The following is a 19,254-nucleotide window of genomic DNA, read 5'->3' as shown; positions in this document are numbered from 1 at the left end:
CGCGCTCACGGCCTGTCGACGAGACGATCACCTTGCTGGATGACCTGGCGGAGGCGTTGGAACGCTCGACGTGTCCCTAAACCTGGGTTTCTTGACGCTAATGCGCAAGTGTCGGCCCCGGCCGGTCTTAGACGTCATAGACGCCCAGCCGAACCAGTCGAACATCGCCGCGTTCGCACGCCGCCTGGTGTCCTGTCGCATATCGAACGTGGGCTCGACTAACGAGTAGCGGGAGAACGGCAGCGTCCCCACGAACACCTGCCCCGAGCCGTCTGCCCGGCGACCAGATCGGTCAGCACCCAAACAGTCGACCTCCACCGTCTGCCTGGCCTTATGCTCGACCCGCGACGCCACGCCGATCACCCGCATGTGCCGCGAGTAGATCTTGCAGAGCCGGCCACGCCCTAGCTCTGTCTCGCCCATGCCGCGGCAAGCGTCGACGTACTAGCCAGGCAACTGCCTCAACGCCATCTCGACACGGGTGATCTCCCGATGCACCCTGTCCAATCTGGCTAGGCGTGAACGCTCTCGTCCTCATCGCGACCGGGCAACCGTCGCGCAAACACCTCCCGTCTCCGTGATCGGCGATGTCGTCACAGCCGGATTCCTTCTCGTGCGGCGGCGTCGATCACCGCCGCCACCGAGTACCGAGATATGCCCTGTGCCGCGATCGGCCGCGACGAGAAGCCCTGCAGTACCAGCTCCTCGCCTTCGTCCTGCCTACGATCCGAACACCCCCTCCTGTTTCGTGTTCGGCCACGCGACAGATTCTAGAAAGGCGGCCTCAGTCGGATACTCGGCGCTCAATTACATGATCGTTACGAAGAACAAGCGGCGCTCAACCGGGAAATTAATGGCGCTCAGAGAAGCGGATATCCAGTCAGAGTAAACTCGCTATCGCCGGGGTACGTGTAGGGTCGCTAACGAGGGTCTGCGGTCGGGCGTACAAACTCGCTATCGTCGTAGTACATACCAGCGCCCCCGCCCACACCGACATATGTGGAATCGACGTTGGCTTGGTCTCTCAAAGCTTCTCGCGTAGTGAAATCGAGATGGGCGAAAAGTGCCTCAAGATGCGCGGCATCTTCACCGCCTACGGCTACAATTCCGGAGGCCTGGACGAGGCGCCGCATGAGTACACGCGTGTACTCGCGGCGGTGACCGCCAGTCAGCTGTGAATTCACGATGGCGACCGCCGCGGCGCGCGCAACCGCTGGCCGTTCTAAAGTGATCTTCCGCTCCAAAAGCGCGACATAGTCATCCTCGGTGAGTCCGCCTGACTCGACGAGATCGGGCCCCAACGACTGCCAGCGCTTCCAGAGACGTTGGAACACGTGTCGCCGACCGCCGCCGTCGAACCTGCCCGTCCGAACACCCCGCGACGGCTCGAAGCGGGCTGACGCCAGATCAGGCAGTAATACCAGGGTGATGAGGTCCCAGACTTGCGGGTGGCCCATTTGCCCACGTGAATTGACCGTCGAAGTGTGAATCACCCGGCCGATGGCGAGGTCAAAAAGCTGTCCGCGCTCGATCTCCGAAGTCGGCGGAACACTTTGGACAGCCTCGAGGCAGCGCATTCGGAAATCGATCAGTTCATTCACCGTGATTCGGCGCCCTCCAGTTGCGGGAAAAGCACTTGAATCGTCGTAGGCGTCTTGAAGCGCCTCCAATGCGAAGGTGACATCTGTCGGTGAGGCGACGTCCTCGAGCTCTGAGCGCAGAATCGCTCGACGGCTGGGAGTGAGTCTAGGGAACAGCACTTGTCCGCTCATGATCGTCCCTTGAGTACACCGGCGGCCGATGCGACCCTAAACTCGACGGTCTCAGGTCGGGACCGTATCAGGTGAATCGCCTCAGCTAAGTTCATTCGCAGGTACGTGCCAGCCACGCGCTTACCGGCAGCGGCGATGGAGTCCGGATGTTGCGCGGCGACGTCATCAGGGCTTTCGATCTCCGGAGCCATATCCCAGAGTCTCCTCGAAGTGTTCAACAAGGTGCGGGCGATGGAAGCCGAGAGTTCTGCCTCCACATGGGGTTTGGGCTTGCCATTCATGAGCTCTCTGACAAGTGGGTAGTCCTCATTCAGGTACAGCCGTATTGAGTTGGAGAACGAGTCGGAGAGATCCGTCGCAGTAACCTTGATATCCCACGGGGCATCGGGCAGGTGCGCGGCGCTGAACGAACGCGCTGAGGTCGGAAAGCCTGAGAGGTCGGAATCGAGCTCCAGGTCGAGTGCGCGAGCTTCCCCGAGGATGCGTCGACTCGTCCATTCAGGTGCGCGACCTTGTGCTTCGACCGGCATGAGAACTTGCGCCCTGAGGGTCAGCTTCTGGCTGATGTCCGCACCCGAGAGCGAGAGACTGCCAGCTGCTGTCAAAGACGTTGGCGACGCGACGAATGGGGTCTCCGCTGTGTCGGTGAATGCGGTCTCCGCGCAGCTCGCACTCAGAAGGAGGACTGGGTTACCGCCTCGCATTCGTAGCAACGACGAACTCGGGATCGATACCGACAGACTGAACTCCATCGCAGAGTTGGCATCCCAGGCATCGGTGAACTCTCCGGTAGTCACCTCGTGACCGTCGAGCACGATCCTCCAAGCTGACCAGGAGATGTTTGCAGGCTCGAGCCTGGGATATGGGTATAGGAGAACGCGGTTCATGTGTCCACCGTCGTTTCGAGAACTACCTCTAGGGCAACTGCGGTCCGTGTGCGCACGTGCAGTTCGACCGAGGTGTTCGAGCGGATTGACAGCTCAGAGGCGGTGCTGACGGACTTGGCGCCGAGGTTCCAGGACACGCGTACTTCGTCGTCGAACAACTCCATTTTTCCGTCCGGCGTACGCGCGAAGAAGACGGCCCTGACCTGCACGGTGCTGTCTCCTGGCGCGCTTACGAGGACGGACAGCGTATGACCAAGACCGTCGATGTCCGGCAGCGAATCAGTGACTTCGGCGCGAACCCTGGGTTGCCGCCTGGAGGCGCGCGACTTGCTCCTGGCCGCGGTGCCGGCTTCGACCTCATCTTGCTCAGCATCTGCAGGCCCGAGAGGCACGAACGATCTCAGGGCCGTGGCAACTCGTCGCACGCTCCGTTCCTCTTTCGCATTGATCGCGCGGGTCTCCTCGAGGAAATTGCGAGCCTTGCGACGGATCTGGGCGAGTGATTTACTCACGACGTATGTCGCGACCTCGTTTTCGGCTGCGTTCGGCGTCCACGCGTCGTGCGTCGAGGGTTCGGAGGAGGCGAAGTGCTTGTCGCATTCGGGTGTGGGCTTGAAAACGGCGTGCCAGGTGAGTCCAGGCTCGTCGAATGGCAGAATCTCGTCGTAGTAGACCACCAGCTCGGCCTGTGAGCGCATCAGACAGAGCACGTTTGACGGGCTGATCAGACCGAATCGGGGGACCGGGTCTGCAAGACTCAGACTGATGTGAACGTGGCCGGCAATGTTGTCTGCGCGGCCACCAAAGAACTCCGAATCGTCCTGCTTCTGCGATCTGGACGGACGAAGCTGGATCGGGAAAGTCTCCTCGCGAACAATATGACTAGGGCGAAGAGTCGGTATCGGAGATGTTATTGCTCTCTGAGCATCTCGAACCTGTACGAGCGCGTCGCCGAAGCGCGAGTAACGTTCCCTGATTTGCAGGCCGAGCTCGCGATCGCGATCCTGCCTATAGACCTGCACCGACATTGGCTGCTCACCATTTGAATCTGGAGTGACCTTGGGCCAGGCATGTATTCCGACCGCTCGCTCGATCTGTGCGGTCAGACGGTCTGCGAGGTCGCCGTCGCGGACCGCGACCCGTCGGCTGGCCTCGTCCTTCTGGCCGGAGTCGACGGTAATGACCGGATCAATGATCAGAATCGACGTGCCGAGCTCACCTTGTTCGAACGGTGTCTGGAACAGAGCCCGGCCGAGTTCTTCGGCCCTCGTTCCGGTGAGCGGGATCACATCTGCATCATCGGGGTCACCCCACCAGTGGGCGCCGGTGAATCTCGCTCCCTCCTCGGCATATGGGTCGTGGAGCACCGATGCAATCAGCCGATGCTCATGGACTCCTTCGGCTCCTCTGCAAACTGACCAATAGACCACGGCGTGCGCCCCGGAGACCTCGAACGCCGCCGTTTTGCCGAATCCGTATGTCCCACCGGAGCCAGGTGTCGACTTGGTAGTCCCAATATCGAAGACGAATGAGTTGAAGTTATTGGATTCGCCTGGTTCCGATTCTACGGACGCGCGGATCGGGCCATCAAGGCCCGTGGTTCCGCGATCAAAGATCTCGAGTACGTGGGAACCAGCGGCGGCGACATTGCGTCGTAGCACGTCTAAAGAATCAGGAAGGTCGGTGAAAACGTTGTTCAACAGGAGGTATTTGAGTGCGGCATCGGATTCGCGAATGCGAACTCCGTAGGTCGGACGGACATCGTCGCGTCGCGCGTCCCAGGAATTCTGCAATGTCTCTCGGATGAGCAACTCGACTCTCGTCAAGTCGGAATTTGTTTTAAGCAGCTTTCCACGACCACCGCTGGTCTGATCTCCGGCACGCCTGGGCTTGGAGAACCGTCGAAGCGATGTGTGTGTGCTCATGCTGAGCCGCCTTTGGTTGCATCGAGCGCAGCGAAGTCGAAACTAGAGCTAGCTTCGCCAAGCGCAGAGAGCACGAGGTCGTAGGAGACATTGGCGAGTGCCATCATGACCTCCTCGCTCAGCTGCCGTGAGCTGAGCACCGGCGAGTTCTCATTGATGCTCCAGAATCTCCAGGTCCGCAACTCGAACGAGAACTTTTCGGAGGCCGGCATCTTGTAGACGTACCCCTGATCGGCCAACTTATCGGCGAAGAGCTCTGGGTCCACTCCGGTGGTCAGAACCCGTTCGATGACATCGTCGATCGACTCTCCAGCACCCGTAACAGCGACTTCGGCGACGGCTAGAGTCAGGGGAGCTGGTGAACAGGGAAGCATCTGCCGCAGGCCGTGGATGCCGACGGCGGCTCTTGACTGCATTCCGGTGGTTTTGACCTCTACACACCCAGTTGCACCGCTAAAGTCATGAGAGTCGTGTTTTTGCCGCTGCCAGTCGTGCAGGCTCGAACTGCCGAGTTCGGCCACTGCACGCTCGAGGAACAGCAGTTCGCCGTAGATCCCTGCCATCGCATGCGCCGAGAGTTCGCGTCCGGCCACCTGTAGCAGACGCCGCCAACGGGCCGCCGAGGCCACAATCAGTTGCGGCACGTCCGCCTCCTCCGAAAGGTCACCGATCAGGTCTTCAATGAACGTCGTGAAGATCGCCGCGAGCGAAGGGTCGAGACAGGCTATCTTGATGGCGGTGTAGCGAGCACCGTTAGTATCCAGTCCAATGTTTACAGTCGAGACCAACATCAGCTGGCTCACCGCAAACGAGACGTCCGGGCTACCTGGAACCTCGAAGTAGGCGACCGACACGTCGTTGCTGTCCATCCCCAGCCAGACGGCTCGCCCCGAGGGGGTTCCGACTACGGGAGCGACGCGGGCTTCATCGATGCGAAGGACGTCTCCCAAACGGCGGGCCTGCCGAAAAGTCTCTTCCGCGCGCATCAGACAACACCCGTGAAGTTCTTCTCTGTGTCCGGTGTCGGGAGCTCGTCCACGTCCTCGTCTGCCTGAAAGTGCGGCGTGACGGCTAGGTAGGTTCCCTTGGAGATCAACTCATGGCGACTGTCGATCGGTGCGACCAACGCGACCCCGATTATGGGCTGGTCGCTGAACTCTACATCGGGGTTGACCTGTTTTAGCGCCTCTTGCATCGGGACTCGGCTCTTAGTTGTCGGCACGGAGCGGGGACTCAGGGGGTAGATGATCAGAAGGCCGTTCCCGTCGCCGTCGTCGACCGCTGCCCGCATCTCTTTCTGCGTTATGCGGTCTTTCCGTGAGTACTTGGAGCGCTCTGAATCGTGGCCAGTGTCTAGAAGCTTGAGATCGAGCAGCATGTCGTCTCCGCTCATCAAAGCTCGAATGTTGATGTGCTTGCCCTTGACCGCGTCTTCATCTGGACTAATCGGAGCGCGTCGGACCGACGAAACTGTGAACCCTCCTACCTTGAATTGACTCGGTTCGTTGCCGCCCGCCAGGACCACGTTCCAGGGCTTCTCGGGGAGCTTGTTTGCCGACCAGGCCACGGCGGCGGAGAAGGAGTCGCCGAAATGGCTGTGGACCGAGAGCTCCTGGAAGAACTTCTTGATCTCTTCGACCGGAACGCCCGTGAATACCCGAGATCCGCCGGTGTCTGCGTGCCGTGTTTTGGCGACTTTGTCACTGATGCGACCGAGTAAGCCTCGAGCCGCTTGTCGATTAGATTCGAGTTTCTCTTCCGATCCGACATCAAACACGTACGTTTGCATCGGATAGCCCTCGAAATCAACCTCAACTTCGTGTGCGTGCTTCATCTTATTCGGATTCGTAATCTGCAACCGACCGGGATGCTGGCGCACACGAACAGCGATCTGTGATGGCGACTGCCCTGAACGGATCAGCCTGTCGATGTCTTGGCGGAGCTCGTGCTCGACTTGCGCAAGGAACCGATAATCCTCGTCCAGACCGCTACTCAGCCAGATCCTCTGCAAATCTTCGTAACCGCTCCGATATCCGAACCAGCGACCCATCTGCAGGAGCGTGTCGTAGGCGTTCGAAGAACGGGTGAAGAAGGAGACAAACAGACCCTCTAGAGTGAGTCCGCGCGAGAGGGTGCCCCCACCGATCACGATGACAGTTTGCGGCTCCTCATCGCGGTAGTCCAGGCGCTCACTTGCATCGGCCTGGCCATTGTCGACGGAGACACGCAGATTACGCATCACGCTTAGGATCTCCTGCTCCACACGCGGCCATGTCGCTTCCTGAGCATTGCTGGTCAGTAGTTCCGGAGCCCGGTCGATCTCCTCGTGGAAGGTCGCGTAGAACTCCCGAACGTCACCGTCGCGAGCACGCGCTCGACGAGGTTCAAGAAAGTCGACCACTGCATCGCGGAGGTCGAAATGCGGCTCCACGTTGTGCGTCGTGTGAATAAGCATCGTTGAATGCTTTTCGTTTTGACCGCGCACTCGTCGGACGGCGGCTGCAACAATGAACCACCTGATGGCGTCGACGAGTGATGGCGTGACTTCAGCGTCGAAGGGCGCATCTTTCCCAGCCGGGCGAAGCGCATCCAGCTCGACGTCGGGGACGTGACGGAGCACGTCGTGAGTATCGATTTCAACAGCCGCTTGTTCGGTGCCGAGTCCGAAGAGCCGGGCCGCCCCGAAGTACGAGTCGGGCGTGGGCATCACGTGGATGAAATTGCTTGGGTAGAGCTCCGCCGCTTCCGCGCTCGGATCCATGAAGACGTTCGCGAACGGGGTCGCCGTGTAGCCGATGTAGGTGCCATTCGACACCTCGGCCCAGAGGTCGCGCATGAGCCTGCTGATGGTCGATGCCTCCTCCTTGCCTTTCGGCGAGGAGTCGGGCGTCGCCTGGTCGGACTCATCGTCGATGATCAAGATCGGAGTTCTGCGAACGACGTCCGAGTCGAGCGCGCGGAGAAATTCCAGAAGATTCTCGAGTCGATTCTTGTTCTTTTTGACGACAGCCAGAATTCTTGCATTGTTCGAGACGATACTGCTCGCGTTTCGCTTCGCAGCGGTTCCGAAGTCGGCATCTGGTGAGGTGAGTCCATGCCAGGCGCTCGGGTTATCCGTCACGCCCAGATCACGCTCGAGGCGAATCTGGGTCTGGCGGCGAAGGTTGTTATGAATGCCGGATAGAACGATCACGAACTTGTAGTTCTGATCCAGTGCTTTAGCGATAACACCTGAATAGTTCGCGGTCTTGCCGGATTGGACGTTCCCGACGACAAGTCCTAGCCGTCGATCGTCCTCGACACGGGGCTCGGCCATCGCGGCAACAATGGCCTCTGTCGATTCGTCTACGGCGTCCACCGCCCCCCGTAAGCCGCTCTCTCGCATCCGATCCGCAAGCTCTTGCCAAAGACCATTCTTCAAGGGGCCGGCGTACCAGCGTTGCTGCAACATATCGAGTTTCTGAGAGATCGAAGTCTCGTGTAGTTTTGTTGCCGAGGACACGCTGGCGTAGTGATCTCTCTCGACTTGCTCCAGTGCTTCGTCGAGCCCTTGTAGCGACTGGCCCTCGAAGAAGAGCTTCGTCTGCTTCAAAGCGTCATCAAATGACGCGTCGAGTTGAAACTTTTGGACCATAGTCTCAACTAAAAATCGAGTGTCCAATGCGACTCCATTCGCGAAAGGTTTGGTGGGTGCTGATTCTGGAGGCTAGGTGATCAAGCCTGGCGAAGCGAGAGTTCAGGACTTTCAGCCTTCAAGTTTGGTTCGATTGACTCGTATTCCAGTCCGAGCATTGACTTGAATAGGGCCTGGAATATCGCACGGGCTCCGTTGACTGGCACGGCCATGCCGATCTGCTTACGCACCGAGTCGCGATTCCCATAAAACTTGTGTTCGTCCGGGAAAGTCTGAAGTCGCGCGCGCTCACGATTCGTGAGGGCTCGCGGTACTTCCCAGTGGTACATGTGAGTTCCGCCGCCACCCGACCCCGTCACGGTGTACGAAGGCTTATCCGGGTGTAGTCGTCGGTAGATTTGACTAATGGTGGCCCCGCGGACGTTTAGTCTGAGATCCGCTTGCAGTCGTTTCGCGTTGAACGCGTTTTCACCTGGATCGATCTGGTTTAGACGGTCTACGACGCGTTGAGACTGGCGCGTGAGTTCGTTGTGTGTCGTCCCGGGGGGTATTGCCTTCTCCAGTGCTTCCCTCGATGTCACGAAGGGCATCAAACCTTGGTGAGGGGCGAGCTCAGGCTTGGTATGGGTCGGAGCGGGGACCTTAAACCTTATGCCGGCAGCATTGAGGTCCCTCCGGATGCCCACGATGATCACGCGATGACGCGTCTGCGGAACGCCGTACTCCTCAAACTTATAGAAGTGTGGCGTCACCTCGTAGCCGACAGCTTCGAGCTCGCTGAGGATGACCTGAAACGCAAGGCCCCCGTTGGCGCTTCGGATTCCACCGACGTTCTCCGCCACGAACCATTCGGGCTGTTTTGCTTTCAAGACCTTGACACCAGTGCGATAGAGGCCGCCGAAGTTACCGTCGAGTCCTTTGTGCTCACCAACGACGCTGAAATCGTTGCACGGGAATCCGAATGCGAAGCCATCGATGCCACTGAGCTCAGCGAGCTTGTCGGGACGCGAGAACGCACGAGCATCGCCGACATGGACTGAGTCACCTGAAGCCCCGGGGACGTTGTCGATAAATGTTTGACATGAATCCGGGTCGATGTCTACGGCCCATTCGTGCTCCAGGGCCACACGGCCTGAGACATCCTTCGCCGCGGCCAGCGCGCCGAGGGCCAGGCCACCGGGTCCCGAGAAAAACTCACCTAGACGGAATCTCTTCATCTGTCCTCTTGTCGGTTCAGTCGCGGCGCACGTTGCTAGAGCCCCTGAGATCGTTGGATGATCCTCGAGTGCGACGACTTCAGTGTTGTCGATGCCACCGACATTGCAACGACGGCTCTCCGGGAAGCCCCGTGCGGGCCTCATTCGAGCCTAGACGAGCTTTAGACCACCGAGAACATTCCCCGGTCACTTGGGTCCCGTGTCTGCCCAGCGGCAGACTGGCTGCTGGCCCGAATCGCCGATGATCTACGCGAACTCGTCGGGGCCAGCCGCTCCACCCGCACGTCGTGGTGTCAATGGCCTTAGGTCGGGCCATCCGGCCTACATCACCGCTTGGTCCTCGGAGAGCTGGATGGTCGACGGCGCTGCAAATGTGCTTCCCGCGAACCCGTTTTCCATCTCGGCAGCTAACACAAACGTGATCCATACCGTGGGCAACGATGCGTCGTTCACGGCACAGGTCTAGGGGCGAGCGAACAGGGAGCTACGCGTAGGGTCGATCCGTCACACCATGACGTCGCCTTCCTGGGGCGGCCTTCGTGCTAATCTCCATCCCACGTTCACGAGTTGCAGCGTCAAGTACCTGGCTAGCTGCACGGCAACCCTCTACCTGAGTGGGGTGCCCCAGGGGAAGAACGGGTCGACACCGTCCGGTGCGCGACAAGTCAGTTCACGCACCAAGCGGTGCCGTGCGCGGTGAACCCGCGCCGCGCATCCGCTGAACGCGTGGCGTACCCGTGAGGAGCGCATCCATGCCCGAAACCCCAACGCCGACCGGCGGCACCACGCACGCCCAGAGTGGCGTCTACCTCATCAAGGCCGAACGCGACTGGGACGCCGAGCTCGACCAACGGGCCCTCGCCACCTTCCGCGCCCTACCCCACGACCTGCGCCGCGAATGGCTGCAAGCCGTGCTCCGCTGGCCCCCGCACACGCACGGCACGCCGCCGTTCATCATGGCGATGCTCGCCAGCACGCTCCGCGGCGGAAGGCTCGACACCAAACCCGACTGGCAGGAGTTCGCCGGCTGCTGGCACCAGCTCGGCTTCTCGCCCCTGCTGTTCCTGCTCCTCAACACAAGCGCACAACACCTCGCCCGCCGCCAACTCGACGCACACGAGCAGGACTGCGACGCGAAGTCGCCGAAGAAAGCCCTCCGGCGAGCCGGCCTCGAACACGGCAAGCTCGGCTACCGCGCCGGGCACCTCCGCCCCGACGACTGGAAGGCGATCCCCGCCGCCTACAACAACGGGAACTTCGCCCACGCGGTCGAGCTAGGTCTGAAGCAAGCGGGGGAGGCCCCAAGCGGATGCGCGGTGTGTGTCGCGCGGAAAAACGAGCGTCGCGCCTTTCACGACGAAGGGCCGCGCGGCGACGGAAGACTCCGCGACGCGAACCTCGAGCGCCTGAGCCGAAGGTCCAACGCGCTGGGCTGAGGAACGGGGCCCTCTCGGAGCCACTGGATCGTGCCCAATGAACACTGTTCAGTGGTTTCGAGAGAAAGGTCCCAGCCCCGCCAGCCGTGACCGGACGGGCGACCCACCACAGGCGCCTGACCTGAATGCCAGCGAGGAGACAGCCTGAGTCTGGTGCATAGGGTGGTCGCGTGAGCTACGCCATCTCGATGACCATTCAGACCCAACTCCGCAAAGACCGGCCCGCCTGGGTCACGGAGTACCTGCACTCGATCGTCTCGAAGGACCCGGCTGCCGGCCGCGGGCCCGACCTAGCAGCCGGCGCGCCACACTACCAATGGGCCGAGTACCTTCCTGAGCGTGACTGGTTCACCTGGGTTCCCTGCGGCCTGGCTGCTGGCTTGACGTCCGACACCGAGCGGTTCTGGCTCGCCTCCGACTTCCACGACGACTTCATCCAGCACGACCAGTTCTTTATGGAGCTGATCGCTAACTACACCGCGGGAGACCGCATCATCGGGTCGATCTGGAGCGAAATGTCGGCGACGAAGTTCACCCAATTCGCCGCCATCGGCGGAGAACTGCACCTGCTCTCCGTCGACGGCGGGTGGCGCCCCGCGAACACCGAGTCATAACAACCGCCGACGCCGGGCGCCGCACCGAGGGAGAGGACTAGCTACGCGTCGACGACACCCGTGAAACGCGTCCCGATGCCATACGAGAACTCGCGCGTCGTGCCCGCAGCGGGCGCCGGCAGCGCGTCGAGGTCGTGGTTATCGCACGACACGTACGTGAACTCCGGCCACCACTTCTTCGGCCGCACCTTCTCAACCGTCCCGCACACCTCGCACGTCAGCGTCGCCCACACCGGACGCTTGCCGGTGCGGTTCGCCCGCGACTGCGCCAGCCACACCGGCGGGTTCGCATCCAGCTCCGCCAACGCCTCCTCGGCAATGTACGGAGGCAGCCCATTTCGCTTCGCCATCTCCAACGGGATGTCGAGGCGGATCGCGGCCTCATGTCGACTGAGCTTCATCCGGCCAGCCTAAACGGCAGGCGCGTCAGCGGCGTCCTCGGCCGAATCCGCCGCCGTCCGCTGCACCGCAGCAGGACTCGGTGACAGATAGCGATCCAAGCTGTCGTCGAGCTCATCCACCCACTTCGTGTGGTGCGTGGATGCGATCGTGCCCGTCATGACCGAACGGTACGTGCGATCGCGGTAGCCCATGATGTCCTCCGCCTTATCGCGCTTCCACGCAAGGAAAATCTCCACGACCTCATCGAGATCGAACATCGGATAATCGGTCGCCTCGATGAGGTCGCGCGTGTACTCCGCCTGGAAACGAATCTCCTCCGCAGCCCCGCCGATCGCGTGAAAACGCTCGAGCCACGCATCAATATCCGCACGGCGCGCATCCACCCCAGGCAACACGATGTCGCCCAAGATGACATCGCGCACGAACCACGCCTGCGCATCGAACATGTTGAACGTGAACCACTGATCCTGAGCACCCAGATAGAACAGGTGTGGGTTCCGCTCCCACACAACCCCCTTGTAGAGGCCCTCCGGGTACACGTTGTTGGGGGAGTCGAGCGCCAGCTCGTCAGGCAGGAACGGGTACTTGTGCAGGTACCCCGTGCACAGCACGACGGCATCAAAGTCCTTCTGTGTGCCATCCGCGAAATGCGCAGTCGAACCGTCGAAGCGAGTCACCAGCGGACGCTCCTCGAAGCCCACCGGCCAGTCGTAGCCCATCGCAGCCGTCCGGTAACTTGCCGTGACCGAACGCGCCCCCATCTTGTGCGCCTGGCTGCCGATGTCCTCCGCCGAATAGCTCGAGCCAATTACGAGCACATCCTTATCGCGCAGCTTCTCCGCGCCGCGGAACTCATGCGCGTGACTCACCTGGCCAGGGAACGTTTCGAGTCCCTCGAACGTCGGCATCTTCGGGAACGAGAAATGGCCAGACCCGACAACGACCCGATCGAACACCTCGCGGGTGGTCTTCTTCGCCTCGAGGTCCTCGCTCACGAGCGTGAACTGCTGCGTCGCCTCGTCGAAGTCGACCCAGCGCACAACCGTGCTAAATCGGACGTACTTGCGCACACCCGCCCGCTCAACGCGACCCGAGATGTAATCCCACAGCGCGGGGCGAGGGGGATAGGAAGAGATGGGGCGACCGAAGTGCTCGTCGAAACTGTAATCAGCGAACTCCAGGGCCTCCTTGGGGCCGTTCGACCAGAGATTTCGATACATGCTCGAGTGGACGGGCTCGCCGTGCTCGTCGAGGCCGGTCATCCACGTGTAATTCCACTGACCGCCCCAATCCGCCTGCTTCTCGAAACACACGATTTCGGGGATTTCGCGCCCCTGCTGTGCCGCCGATTCGAACGCCCGAAGCTGTGCCATGCCGCTCGGGCCGGCACCGATGATCGCAATTCTCATGTTCTGTTGTTCCCTGGTTCTGTATGTCTGGTCGAGTTGCGCATGTAGCTCTGCTGACCACCAGGTTAACAAACGGCGTCCCGGGCGCCCCGGCGCTGCGGTCAGCAGGCGCAGGGCATGTTCGCGAACTCGTGCAAGCCGACGACCGCGAAGATCACGCCAGTGAGCAGGAAGACCGGTGCCGCCAAGATGCCGCACCAGAAGCTCGGCGCCTGCTTCTCGCGCGGCAGGAAGAACGCGGCGATCGCAACCGCGACGGCCCAGATCGAGGCCGGCGCGAGGAACGGCTGCTCGAACACCCAGATCATGGGCACCCAGTGCAGGCCCACGATGAGCAGCATCACGGGAGCCATCAGCTCGCCCTTCTTGCGGTGCAGCAGGAAGAAGGCCGCGATGAGGCCGCCGACCACCTCCAGCGCCACCATGACGATGTAGATCGTGAATGGCAGAGAATCGACCTGCAGGGCGGTCGCGCTCGACCAATTCCTGATAGCCGTCGGCAGCGTGACGCCCAAAAGCGCCACCCCGGCCAGGCTCAACACGCCGAAGACGATGCGCCACGCCCAATGCCGTGGCCGCTCCTGCGCCCACCCGGCCCAGACGAACGTCGCAAAGCCGAACAGGGAAGCGGTGAAGATGACATCCCTGGGGAACTCAACAGACAGCATGCGAACTCCTTCGTCAGCCGGTCGACTCAGCCTAGGGGAGGCACCCCAGTCACAAGAGCCCCAAGGGGCCTGCCGCCAAACTCAAGACCGCGGTGGCCACCGCGACGCCACACAGCACGCCACCGGAGAGGCGGGTGTAGCCCACCGAGGCATGGCCACCCGCCTTGTAACTGCGCGGAAGCCCGCGCCGAGCCATCGCCCTCGGGGCCACCAGCATCAGCACCCCGAACGCCAGCAGTACGGCCGCCACGACGCACCCGGTCACGACAACCACGCTCTCAAAGGACATCGCGCACCGACCGGAACGTCGCATCCGCGTCATGCAACCAGAACGGATGCCCGACCTCAGGCAAGCTGCGCACGTCCCAGCCAAGCGCATCCAGTTCCTCTGGCAGAGGCGCCGGCACCACCGCCTTGCCCTCAGCCGAGAGCACCACCGTCGACGGCACGAGCGGAGCGGCGGGAACGTACGCGTCGTGCGCGATCTGGTCGAAGATGCCGACCGTCATCTTGCGGTCGAAGCGGCGCTTCGCGCGATCATTCAGAACCTTCGTCTGCTGCGTGTACCGCTTCGTGTCGTTGGTTCCCGTTGCGGCGCTCGCCAGCATGACAAGCGGCAGCGTCACCCCGGAGAGCGCCCAGAACACACGGGCACCGGCGCCCCGACTCGGCAGCCCAAGCTTGAACCCCGGGTCAAGGTAGATCGCGTGTCCGGGCCTGAGCCGGGGAACGGCACGAACCAGCAGCGTTCCGCCAAGCGAATGCCCGACCGCGCTGTGCAGATCGTCCGGCAGCGTCTCGCACAGGTCGTCCACGAACTCACCGAGACGGTAACTCGTCGCCCGCGGGCTGTCGCCGTGACCCCGCAGGTCGACCGCGATCGCCGTGTACTCACCCGACTCGACCATCCGCTCGACGAACGAAGTCCACAGCTCAGCGCTGGCCCCGATTCCATGCACCAGCGCGACCTTCTTCGGGCCATCGCCGGTCGTGATCGTGTTCAGCCTCACCGCTGCCTCCCCTTTGGGTGCCGGCGCGCGCAGCCACGGCACCGTTCTCCGCGAGCATCCTTCCACACGGCCCCGAACATGCCCCAGAACCGGCCCCTGAACCGCGGGCCTCCAGCCATTGCGCTGTTAGCCTGAGCGCGTGTCCGAACCTGGGGTTTTCCTCATCCCGGCCCTCGCCGTGCTGGCACCCCTCTTCGCGCGCAGCATCTCGCCCTGGGTCAAAGTGCCGATCGTCGTGTTCGAACTGCTGCTCGGCATCGCCATCGGGCCCAGCCTGCTCGGCTGGGTCGACAAATCAGACCTCCTCGACTGGCTGTCCGAGTTCGGCCTCGCGGCGCTGTTCTTCGTCGCGGGCAACGAGATCCGCTTCCGCAGCCTCGGCGGCGGGCCACTCGCCAAAGCCTCACTCGCCTGGGTTCTGAGCCTCGCCATGGGAATCGCGGCCGGCCTGCTCATCGCGCCCGGCGAGGCAGGCGTCATCATCGCAATCGCCCTCAGCTCGACGGCGCTCGGCGCGCTCATCCCGATCCTCCGCGACGCCGGCGAACTCAGCTCACCGTTCGGCAAAGCCACGACCGCCATGGGCGCAGTCGGCGAGTTCGGCCCACTCGTCGCCATCTCCGTCTTCCTCGGCACCCGCTCACCAGGCGTCTCAGCACTCGTGCTCGCGCTCTTCGTCGTCGTCACCGGCGTCGCAATCCTCGTCGCCGTTCGCCTCAAGCACGGGCACCTGCACCGGCTCGTCAACGCGAGCCTCCACACCTCAGGTCAATTCGCGGTGCGCATCGTCATCTTCACCCTCGCCTGCCTGGTCGCCCTCAGCGCCATGCTCGACCTCGACATCCTGCTCGGCGCCTTCGCCGCAGGGGTCATGTGGCAGATCATCATGCGCAGTGCCCCCGAAGCCGACCGAGAACAAGTCGAAAGCAAAATCGAGGCCATCGCCTTCGGCTTCCTCGTGCCCCTCTTCTTCATCTACACGGGCGTCACCTTCAACCTCGACGCGCTGCTCGGGAGCGTGCAGGCGCTCATCCTGCTGCCCGTCTTCCTCGGGCTGCTGCTGATCATCCGCGGCCTGCCGGCGCAGCTCACCGCGCCCAAAGGAACCTCGCCTCGAGAGCGCGCAAGCCTCGGGCTGCTCAGCTCCACGGCGCTGCCGATCATCGTCGCAGTCACCGCGATCGGAGTCGACCAGAAGGTGCTCGAACCCGCCATCGCCTCATCGCTCGTGGGCGCCGGAATGCTCTTGGTGCTCTTCTTCCCGCTCATCGGCATGGCCCTGAGACCAGCGGATGCGGTGCGAGACGAGGCCGCGCGGTCGTAGTGGCGGGGTACGGCGGTGGGTGCCAGCGTGGCGAGTGTCGGTGTGGCGGGCCTCAGCGTGGCGCGTGTCGGTGTGGCGGACCTCAGCGTGGCGCGTGGAAGGCCGTGATGTTCGCCGAACCCCATCGCAGCGCATCCCACTCACCTGAGAACGTCAGCACCGTGATGCCCGACGTCGGATAACCGTGCCGGATCTCGCGCGCCAGATCCGACTCCCGATCGGCGGCCAGCGCGATTGCCGTGCCGGACACGGTCGGCTCATGGCCGATGACGAGCAGCGTCTGCACGTCGGCAGCGGTCTCCTTGACCTGATCCAGGTAGTCGTCCTCGCCGCCCATGTACAGGGCGCTCGGGAACTCGGCAGGGGCCAGCACCTCAGCCGTCTCGAGCGTCTGCCTCGTACGGGCGGCAGGGGAGCAGAGGACCTTGTCGACCCTCGGCGCGTGCTCGCGCAGCCAGTCGCCGGCGGCGGCGGCGTCCCACACTCCCTGTTCGGCAAGCGAACGCTGGCGGTCGTCGATCGTCATCGGATGCTCGGCTTTGGCGTGGCGGAGCAAGATCAGAGTGCGGGGCATGCCGCCAGCCTAAGCAACCGAGAGCACGTTGGGCTCTCTACACGGGCAGAACTGCCCATCGCGCCGCGTACCCGCCCGTGCTAACTTCGCGGCTGGCCCGGGGGAGTAGCAGAGGGCCACAACGGAGTTCTGGGGGGAACGCTCGTGACGCATCCGCATCCGCATCTGCCGCTGCAGGCGCAGCCGCATGTTCATCCGCATCCGCATCCGCATCCGACCGGTGCGGAACAGCACCACGTGGCGGGGCAGTCGCAGATCGTCTACGTGAAGCGGCCGGCGACGGGCGCCTCGTACTGGCTCGTCGGGTTGACGGTGCTCGTGCCACTGCTCGGGTGGATCGTCGGCCCCACGAGCATGATCAGTTCCTCGGCGCGCGGCCTCGCCTCCGACGACGCCTTCCAACGAGAAGTCGCACGCAACGCCTCCAACTGGGGGAAGACGATGCTCGGGCTCGTGGCCGTGGCGGCCGCGTTCTTCGCGGTCTCGGTGGGGGCGATGGCGGATTCGACCGACAACTCATGGATGCTCATCACTTCCACTGGGTTCCTCTATGCCATCGGCACAGCGAACCTCGTCGGCATCATCTGCGGTGGCGTCAGCGCCTCGCAGGGGCGGGCATTCCGCTACGCGCTCGCCATCCCATTTCGAGCACGAGAGGCAGATTTCCATGTCGCATGAGCAGACGCCCAACGAACAGCTTGCACACGGCGCCCCGAATCGAGACCCGCTGAGCATCGGCACTTGGTCGTGGAGGGACACCTCCGTCAACGACTCATCGGCCGCGAGCTCGAACGAGCCTGCCAACGCTCAGGGGCCGAACGTCGGTTTGCCGCAACAGGTGGGTCTGTCGGGACAGGATGTGGACCCGTACGCGCAAACTTCGGATCCCTACGCGCAGGCCTCAGCTCCGCACCCGCAATCCTCAGGTCCGCACGGGCAGTTCTCGGGTCCGCACGGGCAGTTCTCGGGTCCGCACGGGCAGTTCTCGGGTCCGCAGGCGCAATCCTCGGCTCCGCGAGCGCAGTCCTCGGCTCCGCACGCGCATCCCGCGAACAACGTGCTGCCGACGCTCGGGGCGACGGACGCGGGCGCTCAGCCCACGCCACCCGTGCAGTACGTGTACGTCGCGCCGTCGGAGAACGGAACGAAGTGCTGGGCGCTGGGGTTCATCGGCTGGATCCCGATCCCGATCTTGGGAATGCTGGCGGGAGCCCTCACGATGTGGTTCGTGTCGAGGCGAGTGTGGCGTCGCTCCGAGAGCGCCGTTGCTCGTGAAAACGCGCGAGTTGCGGCCAACTGGGCCGCCACGATGCTGCTCGCCTTCGCAGCCTATGTGGTCTTCGTTGTGGGCATGATGACGCTGGGCAGTCTCGGGGTGGATGCGGTGACATCTGGCCCCCTTGGCCAGATCGCGGCGACCGGCGTCATGGTGCTCATCCTCGCCGTCGGATTCCTGCACGTCATCGCCTCGATCGCCGGGACGGTGACGGCCTCGCAAGGCCGCGTGTTCACGTTCTTTGCGGCGATCCCGTTCTTGAAGGCCGAGACGCTCCAGGGAGGCGCATCCGCTCGTGAGCAGTCCCGAGCGGGCTGAGAACACCGAACCGTGGGCATCGAGTTGCGTATCGAGTTGGGCATCAAGGTGCGGCAGTGTCTTGGGCATTGAGGCGCGGCAGCGTCTCGGGGGTCTGAAGTTCGGGCCGTGAGCTTCCGGCGCTGGGCTGCGTTCGCTGGTGCGCCGTGGTGGGGCTCTCCGGCATTGACGCGCTTGACCTGCCGGCCTACCCGCGGCACGTCTCGAGTTCGCGTGCGAGGTGCTCGGGTAGCTCGGCATGCGTGGGATGCGCAGTTGCTGGGATGCGCGGCTAGCGTTGGCTGCACGGCTGCACGGCTGCACGGCTGCGGGGCTGCGGGACTGCGCGGCGAGGCAGGGCTTTTAGATCTTTGAGATCTCCGGGATGCGCGAGGCTGCGCCGCGAACGGCGCCGGCCCCGCGCTTTCGGTCGGGGTTCGAGAGTCGAATGAGAGCGTCCATTAGACGCGCAGTTCGTCCGTCGGTGCTCAAGCGAAAAGCAGTCGTCGGGTACGCCACAGCGTGAAGGTGAAGGACGCCGCTGGAGCCACCGAGTGTCTACTTCATCACCGAACTGGCGGGTCGAAGGACTCCCTGACCGGGGCTTGTTCGGCTTTCGCTCTGGCTCGTACTCAGGTTCGAAGTTTTCTCAGAAAGCCTGTTCATGGACTAGTTATTGGACTGTTCCAGTGGTACGCTGGTGGTGATCTTGGGGGAGGTCATCGTGGCATTGGAGTCATTCAGGGGTTCGTCTCGTGAGACGGCGGTTGTGGATGCGCTTCTTGAGGGCCGGACCGATCTGTTGAGGG

General features: G+C 62.7%; 18 protein-coding genes and 1 riboswitch. Of the genes, 5 read left to right on the top strand and 13 right to left on the bottom strand.

Annotation, left to right across the window (positions count from 1 at the left end):
• Nucleotides 1-920: 920 nt before the first annotated feature.
• The 7 genes from ACPYN9_RS04130 to ACPYN9_RS04100 form a co-directional block, all read right to left on the bottom strand.
• A complete protein-coding gene (locus tag ACPYN9_RS04130; protein ID WP_424464159.1) occupies nucleotides 921-1,772 on the bottom strand; it encodes a hypothetical protein in 852 nt (283 codons plus the stop codon).
• On the bottom strand, nucleotides 1,769-2,659 hold the full coding sequence (locus tag ACPYN9_RS04125) for a hypothetical protein (RefSeq protein WP_424464157.1): 891 nt from the start codon (nucleotides 2,657-2,659) through the stop codon (nucleotides 1,769-1,771). The genes ACPYN9_RS04130 and ACPYN9_RS04125 overlap by 4 nt, the downstream gene beginning before the upstream one ends.
• Complete coding sequence (locus tag ACPYN9_RS04120) at nucleotides 2,656-4,584, bottom strand: hypothetical protein (protein ID WP_424464155.1); 1,929 nt, start codon at nucleotides 4,582-4,584, stop codon at nucleotides 2,656-2,658. Before ACPYN9_RS04120 ends, ACPYN9_RS04125 begins: the two co-directional genes overlap by 4 nt.
• Nucleotides 4,581-5,453: a PD-(D/E)XK motif protein gene (locus ACPYN9_RS04115; protein ID WP_424464153.1), complete on the bottom strand. Its 873-nt coding sequence runs from the start codon at nucleotides 5,451-5,453 to the stop codon at nucleotides 4,581-4,583. Before ACPYN9_RS04115 ends, ACPYN9_RS04120 begins: the two co-directional genes overlap by 4 nt.
• Nucleotides 5,454-5,569: 116 nt before the next feature.
• A complete protein-coding gene (locus tag ACPYN9_RS04110; protein ID WP_424464151.1) occupies nucleotides 5,570-8,176 on the bottom strand; it encodes a Z1 domain-containing protein in 2,607 nt (868 codons plus the stop codon).
• Nucleotides 8,177-8,298: 122 nt separating this feature from the next.
• Nucleotides 8,299-9,435: a DNA cytosine methyltransferase gene (locus ACPYN9_RS04105; protein WP_424464149.1), complete on the bottom strand. Its 1,137-nt coding sequence runs from the start codon at nucleotides 9,433-9,435 to the stop codon at nucleotides 8,299-8,301.
• Between the two features lie 321 nt (nucleotides 9,436-9,756).
• Nucleotides 9,757-9,888, bottom strand: coding sequence for a hypothetical protein (locus tag ACPYN9_RS04100; RefSeq protein WP_424464148.1), 132 nt, complete (start codon nucleotides 9,886-9,888; stop codon nucleotides 9,757-9,759).
• 105 nt (nucleotides 9,889-9,993) lie between these two features.
• A riboswitch (SAM riboswitch) is annotated at nucleotides 9,994-10,108 on the top strand.
• A 79-nt stretch (nucleotides 10,109-10,187) separates the two neighbouring features.
• On the opposite strand from ACPYN9_RS04100, the gene ACPYN9_RS04095 reads away from it, so the two are divergent.
• A complete protein-coding gene (locus ACPYN9_RS04095; protein ID WP_424464147.1) occupies nucleotides 10,188-10,871 on the top strand; it encodes a hypothetical protein in 684 nt (227 codons plus the stop codon).
• Between the two features lie 170 nt (nucleotides 10,872-11,041).
• On the top strand, nucleotides 11,042-11,485 hold the full coding sequence (locus ACPYN9_RS04090; protein ID WP_424464145.1) for a hypothetical protein: 444 nt from the start codon (nucleotides 11,042-11,044) through the stop codon (nucleotides 11,483-11,485).
• A gap of 41 nt (nucleotides 11,486-11,526) precedes the next feature.
• Here the strand turns inward: ACPYN9_RS04090 and ACPYN9_RS04085 are convergent, their stop codons facing one another.
• The 5 genes from ACPYN9_RS04085 to ACPYN9_RS04065 form a co-directional block, all read right to left on the bottom strand.
• A complete protein-coding gene (locus ACPYN9_RS04085) occupies nucleotides 11,527-11,886 on the bottom strand; it encodes a hypothetical protein (RefSeq protein ID WP_424464144.1) in 360 nt (119 codons plus the stop codon).
• 9 nt (nucleotides 11,887-11,895) lie between these two features.
• A complete protein-coding gene (locus tag ACPYN9_RS04080) occupies nucleotides 11,896-13,296 on the bottom strand; it encodes an FAD-dependent oxidoreductase (RefSeq protein ID WP_424464142.1) in 1,401 nt (466 codons plus the stop codon).
• Between the two features lie 101 nt (nucleotides 13,297-13,397).
• On the bottom strand, nucleotides 13,398-13,964 hold the full coding sequence (locus ACPYN9_RS04075; protein ID WP_424464140.1) for a hypothetical protein: 567 nt from the start codon (nucleotides 13,962-13,964) through the stop codon (nucleotides 13,398-13,400).
• A gap of 49 nt (nucleotides 13,965-14,013) precedes the next feature.
• Nucleotides 14,014-14,253 (bottom strand): hypothetical protein, encoded by a 240-nt coding sequence (locus ACPYN9_RS04070; protein ID WP_424464138.1) that lies wholly within the window; start codon nucleotides 14,251-14,253, stop codon nucleotides 14,014-14,016.
• On the bottom strand, nucleotides 14,243-14,974 hold the full coding sequence (locus tag ACPYN9_RS04065; protein WP_424464137.1) for an alpha/beta hydrolase: 732 nt from the start codon (nucleotides 14,972-14,974) through the stop codon (nucleotides 14,243-14,245). Before ACPYN9_RS04065 ends, ACPYN9_RS04070 begins: the two co-directional genes overlap by 11 nt.
• A 139-nt stretch (nucleotides 14,975-15,113) precedes the next feature.
• Here ACPYN9_RS04065 and ACPYN9_RS04060 point away from each other — a divergent pair, with 139 nt between their 5' ends.
• Nucleotides 15,114-16,298, top strand: a complete 1,185-nt coding sequence (locus tag ACPYN9_RS04060) for a cation:proton antiporter (protein WP_424464135.1) — start codon at nucleotides 15,114-15,116, stop codon at nucleotides 16,296-16,298.
• A gap of 82 nt (nucleotides 16,299-16,380) precedes the next feature.
• Here ACPYN9_RS04060 and ACPYN9_RS04055 read toward each other — a convergent pair whose 3' ends face one another.
• Entirely contained in the window at nucleotides 16,381-16,872 is a 492-nt protein-coding gene (locus ACPYN9_RS04055) for a SixA phosphatase family protein (RefSeq protein WP_424464133.1), read from the bottom strand.
• Nucleotides 16,873-17,016: 144 nt separating this feature from the next.
• Here ACPYN9_RS04055 and ACPYN9_RS04050 point away from each other — a divergent pair, with 144 nt between their 5' ends.
• Both ACPYN9_RS04050 and ACPYN9_RS04045 read left to right on the top strand, forming a co-directional pair.
• Nucleotides 17,017-17,550, top strand: a complete 534-nt coding sequence (locus tag ACPYN9_RS04050) for a hypothetical protein (RefSeq protein ID WP_424464132.1) — start codon at nucleotides 17,017-17,019, stop codon at nucleotides 17,548-17,550.
• A complete protein-coding gene (locus ACPYN9_RS04045) occupies nucleotides 17,540-18,466 on the top strand; it encodes a DUF4870 domain-containing protein (RefSeq protein WP_424464130.1) in 927 nt (308 codons plus the stop codon). Before ACPYN9_RS04050 ends, ACPYN9_RS04045 begins: the two co-directional genes overlap by 11 nt.
• Nucleotides 18,467-19,254 lie beyond the last annotated feature (788 nt).

The organism is Pseudoclavibacter helvolus, from assembly GCF_049707175.1.
Lineage (GTDB): Bacteria > Actinomycetota > Actinomycetes > Actinomycetales > Microbacteriaceae > Pseudoclavibacter > Pseudoclavibacter helvolus_A.
Note: the sequence above shows the minus strand (reverse complement) of the source record. Positions and strands in the feature narration are given on the sequence as shown.

Bases quoted from the DNA above. Each gene is read 5' to 3' on its own strand.
- ACPYN9_RS04130 (WP_424464159.1), bottom strand. From the start codon at position 1,772: ATGAGCGGACAAGTGCTGTTCCCTAGACTCACTCCCAGCCGTCGAGCG.
- ACPYN9_RS04125 (WP_424464157.1), bottom strand. From the start codon at position 2,659: ATGAACCGCGTTCTCCTATACCCATATCCCAGGCTCGAGCCTGCAAAC.
- ACPYN9_RS04120 (WP_424464155.1), bottom strand. From the start codon at position 4,584: ATGAGCACACACACATCGCTTCGACGGTTCTCCAAGCCCAGGCGTGCC.
- ACPYN9_RS04115 (WP_424464153.1), bottom strand. From the start codon at position 5,453: ATGGACAGCAACGACGTGTCGGTCGCCTACTTCGAGGTTCCAGGTAGC.
- ACPYN9_RS04105 (WP_424464149.1), bottom strand. From the start codon at position 9,435: ATGAAGAGATTCCGTCTAGGTGAGTTTTTCTCGGGACCCGGTGGCCTG.
- ACPYN9_RS04095 (WP_424464147.1), top strand. From the start codon at position 10,188: ATGCCCGAAACCCCAACGCCGACCGGCGGCACCACGCACGCCCAGAGT.
- ACPYN9_RS04085 (WP_424464144.1), bottom strand. From the start codon at position 11,886: ATGAAGCTCAGTCGACATGAGGCCGCGATCCGCCTCGACATCCCGTTG.
- ACPYN9_RS04080 (WP_424464142.1), bottom strand. From the start codon at position 13,296: ATGAGAATTGCGATCATCGGTGCCGGCCCGAGCGGCATGGCACAGCTT.
- ACPYN9_RS04075 (WP_424464140.1), bottom strand. From the start codon at position 13,964: ATGCTGTCTGTTGAGTTCCCCAGGGATGTCATCTTCACCGCTTCCCTG.
- ACPYN9_RS04070 (WP_424464138.1), bottom strand. From the start codon at position 14,253: ATGTCCTTTGAGAGCGTGGTTGTCGTGACCGGGTGCGTCGTGGCGGCC.
- ACPYN9_RS04055 (WP_424464133.1), bottom strand. From the start codon at position 16,872: ATGCCCCGCACTCTGATCTTGCTCCGCCACGCCAAAGCCGAGCATCCG.
- ACPYN9_RS04045 (WP_424464130.1), top strand. From the start codon at position 17,540: ATGTCGCATGAGCAGACGCCCAACGAACAGCTTGCACACGGCGCCCCG.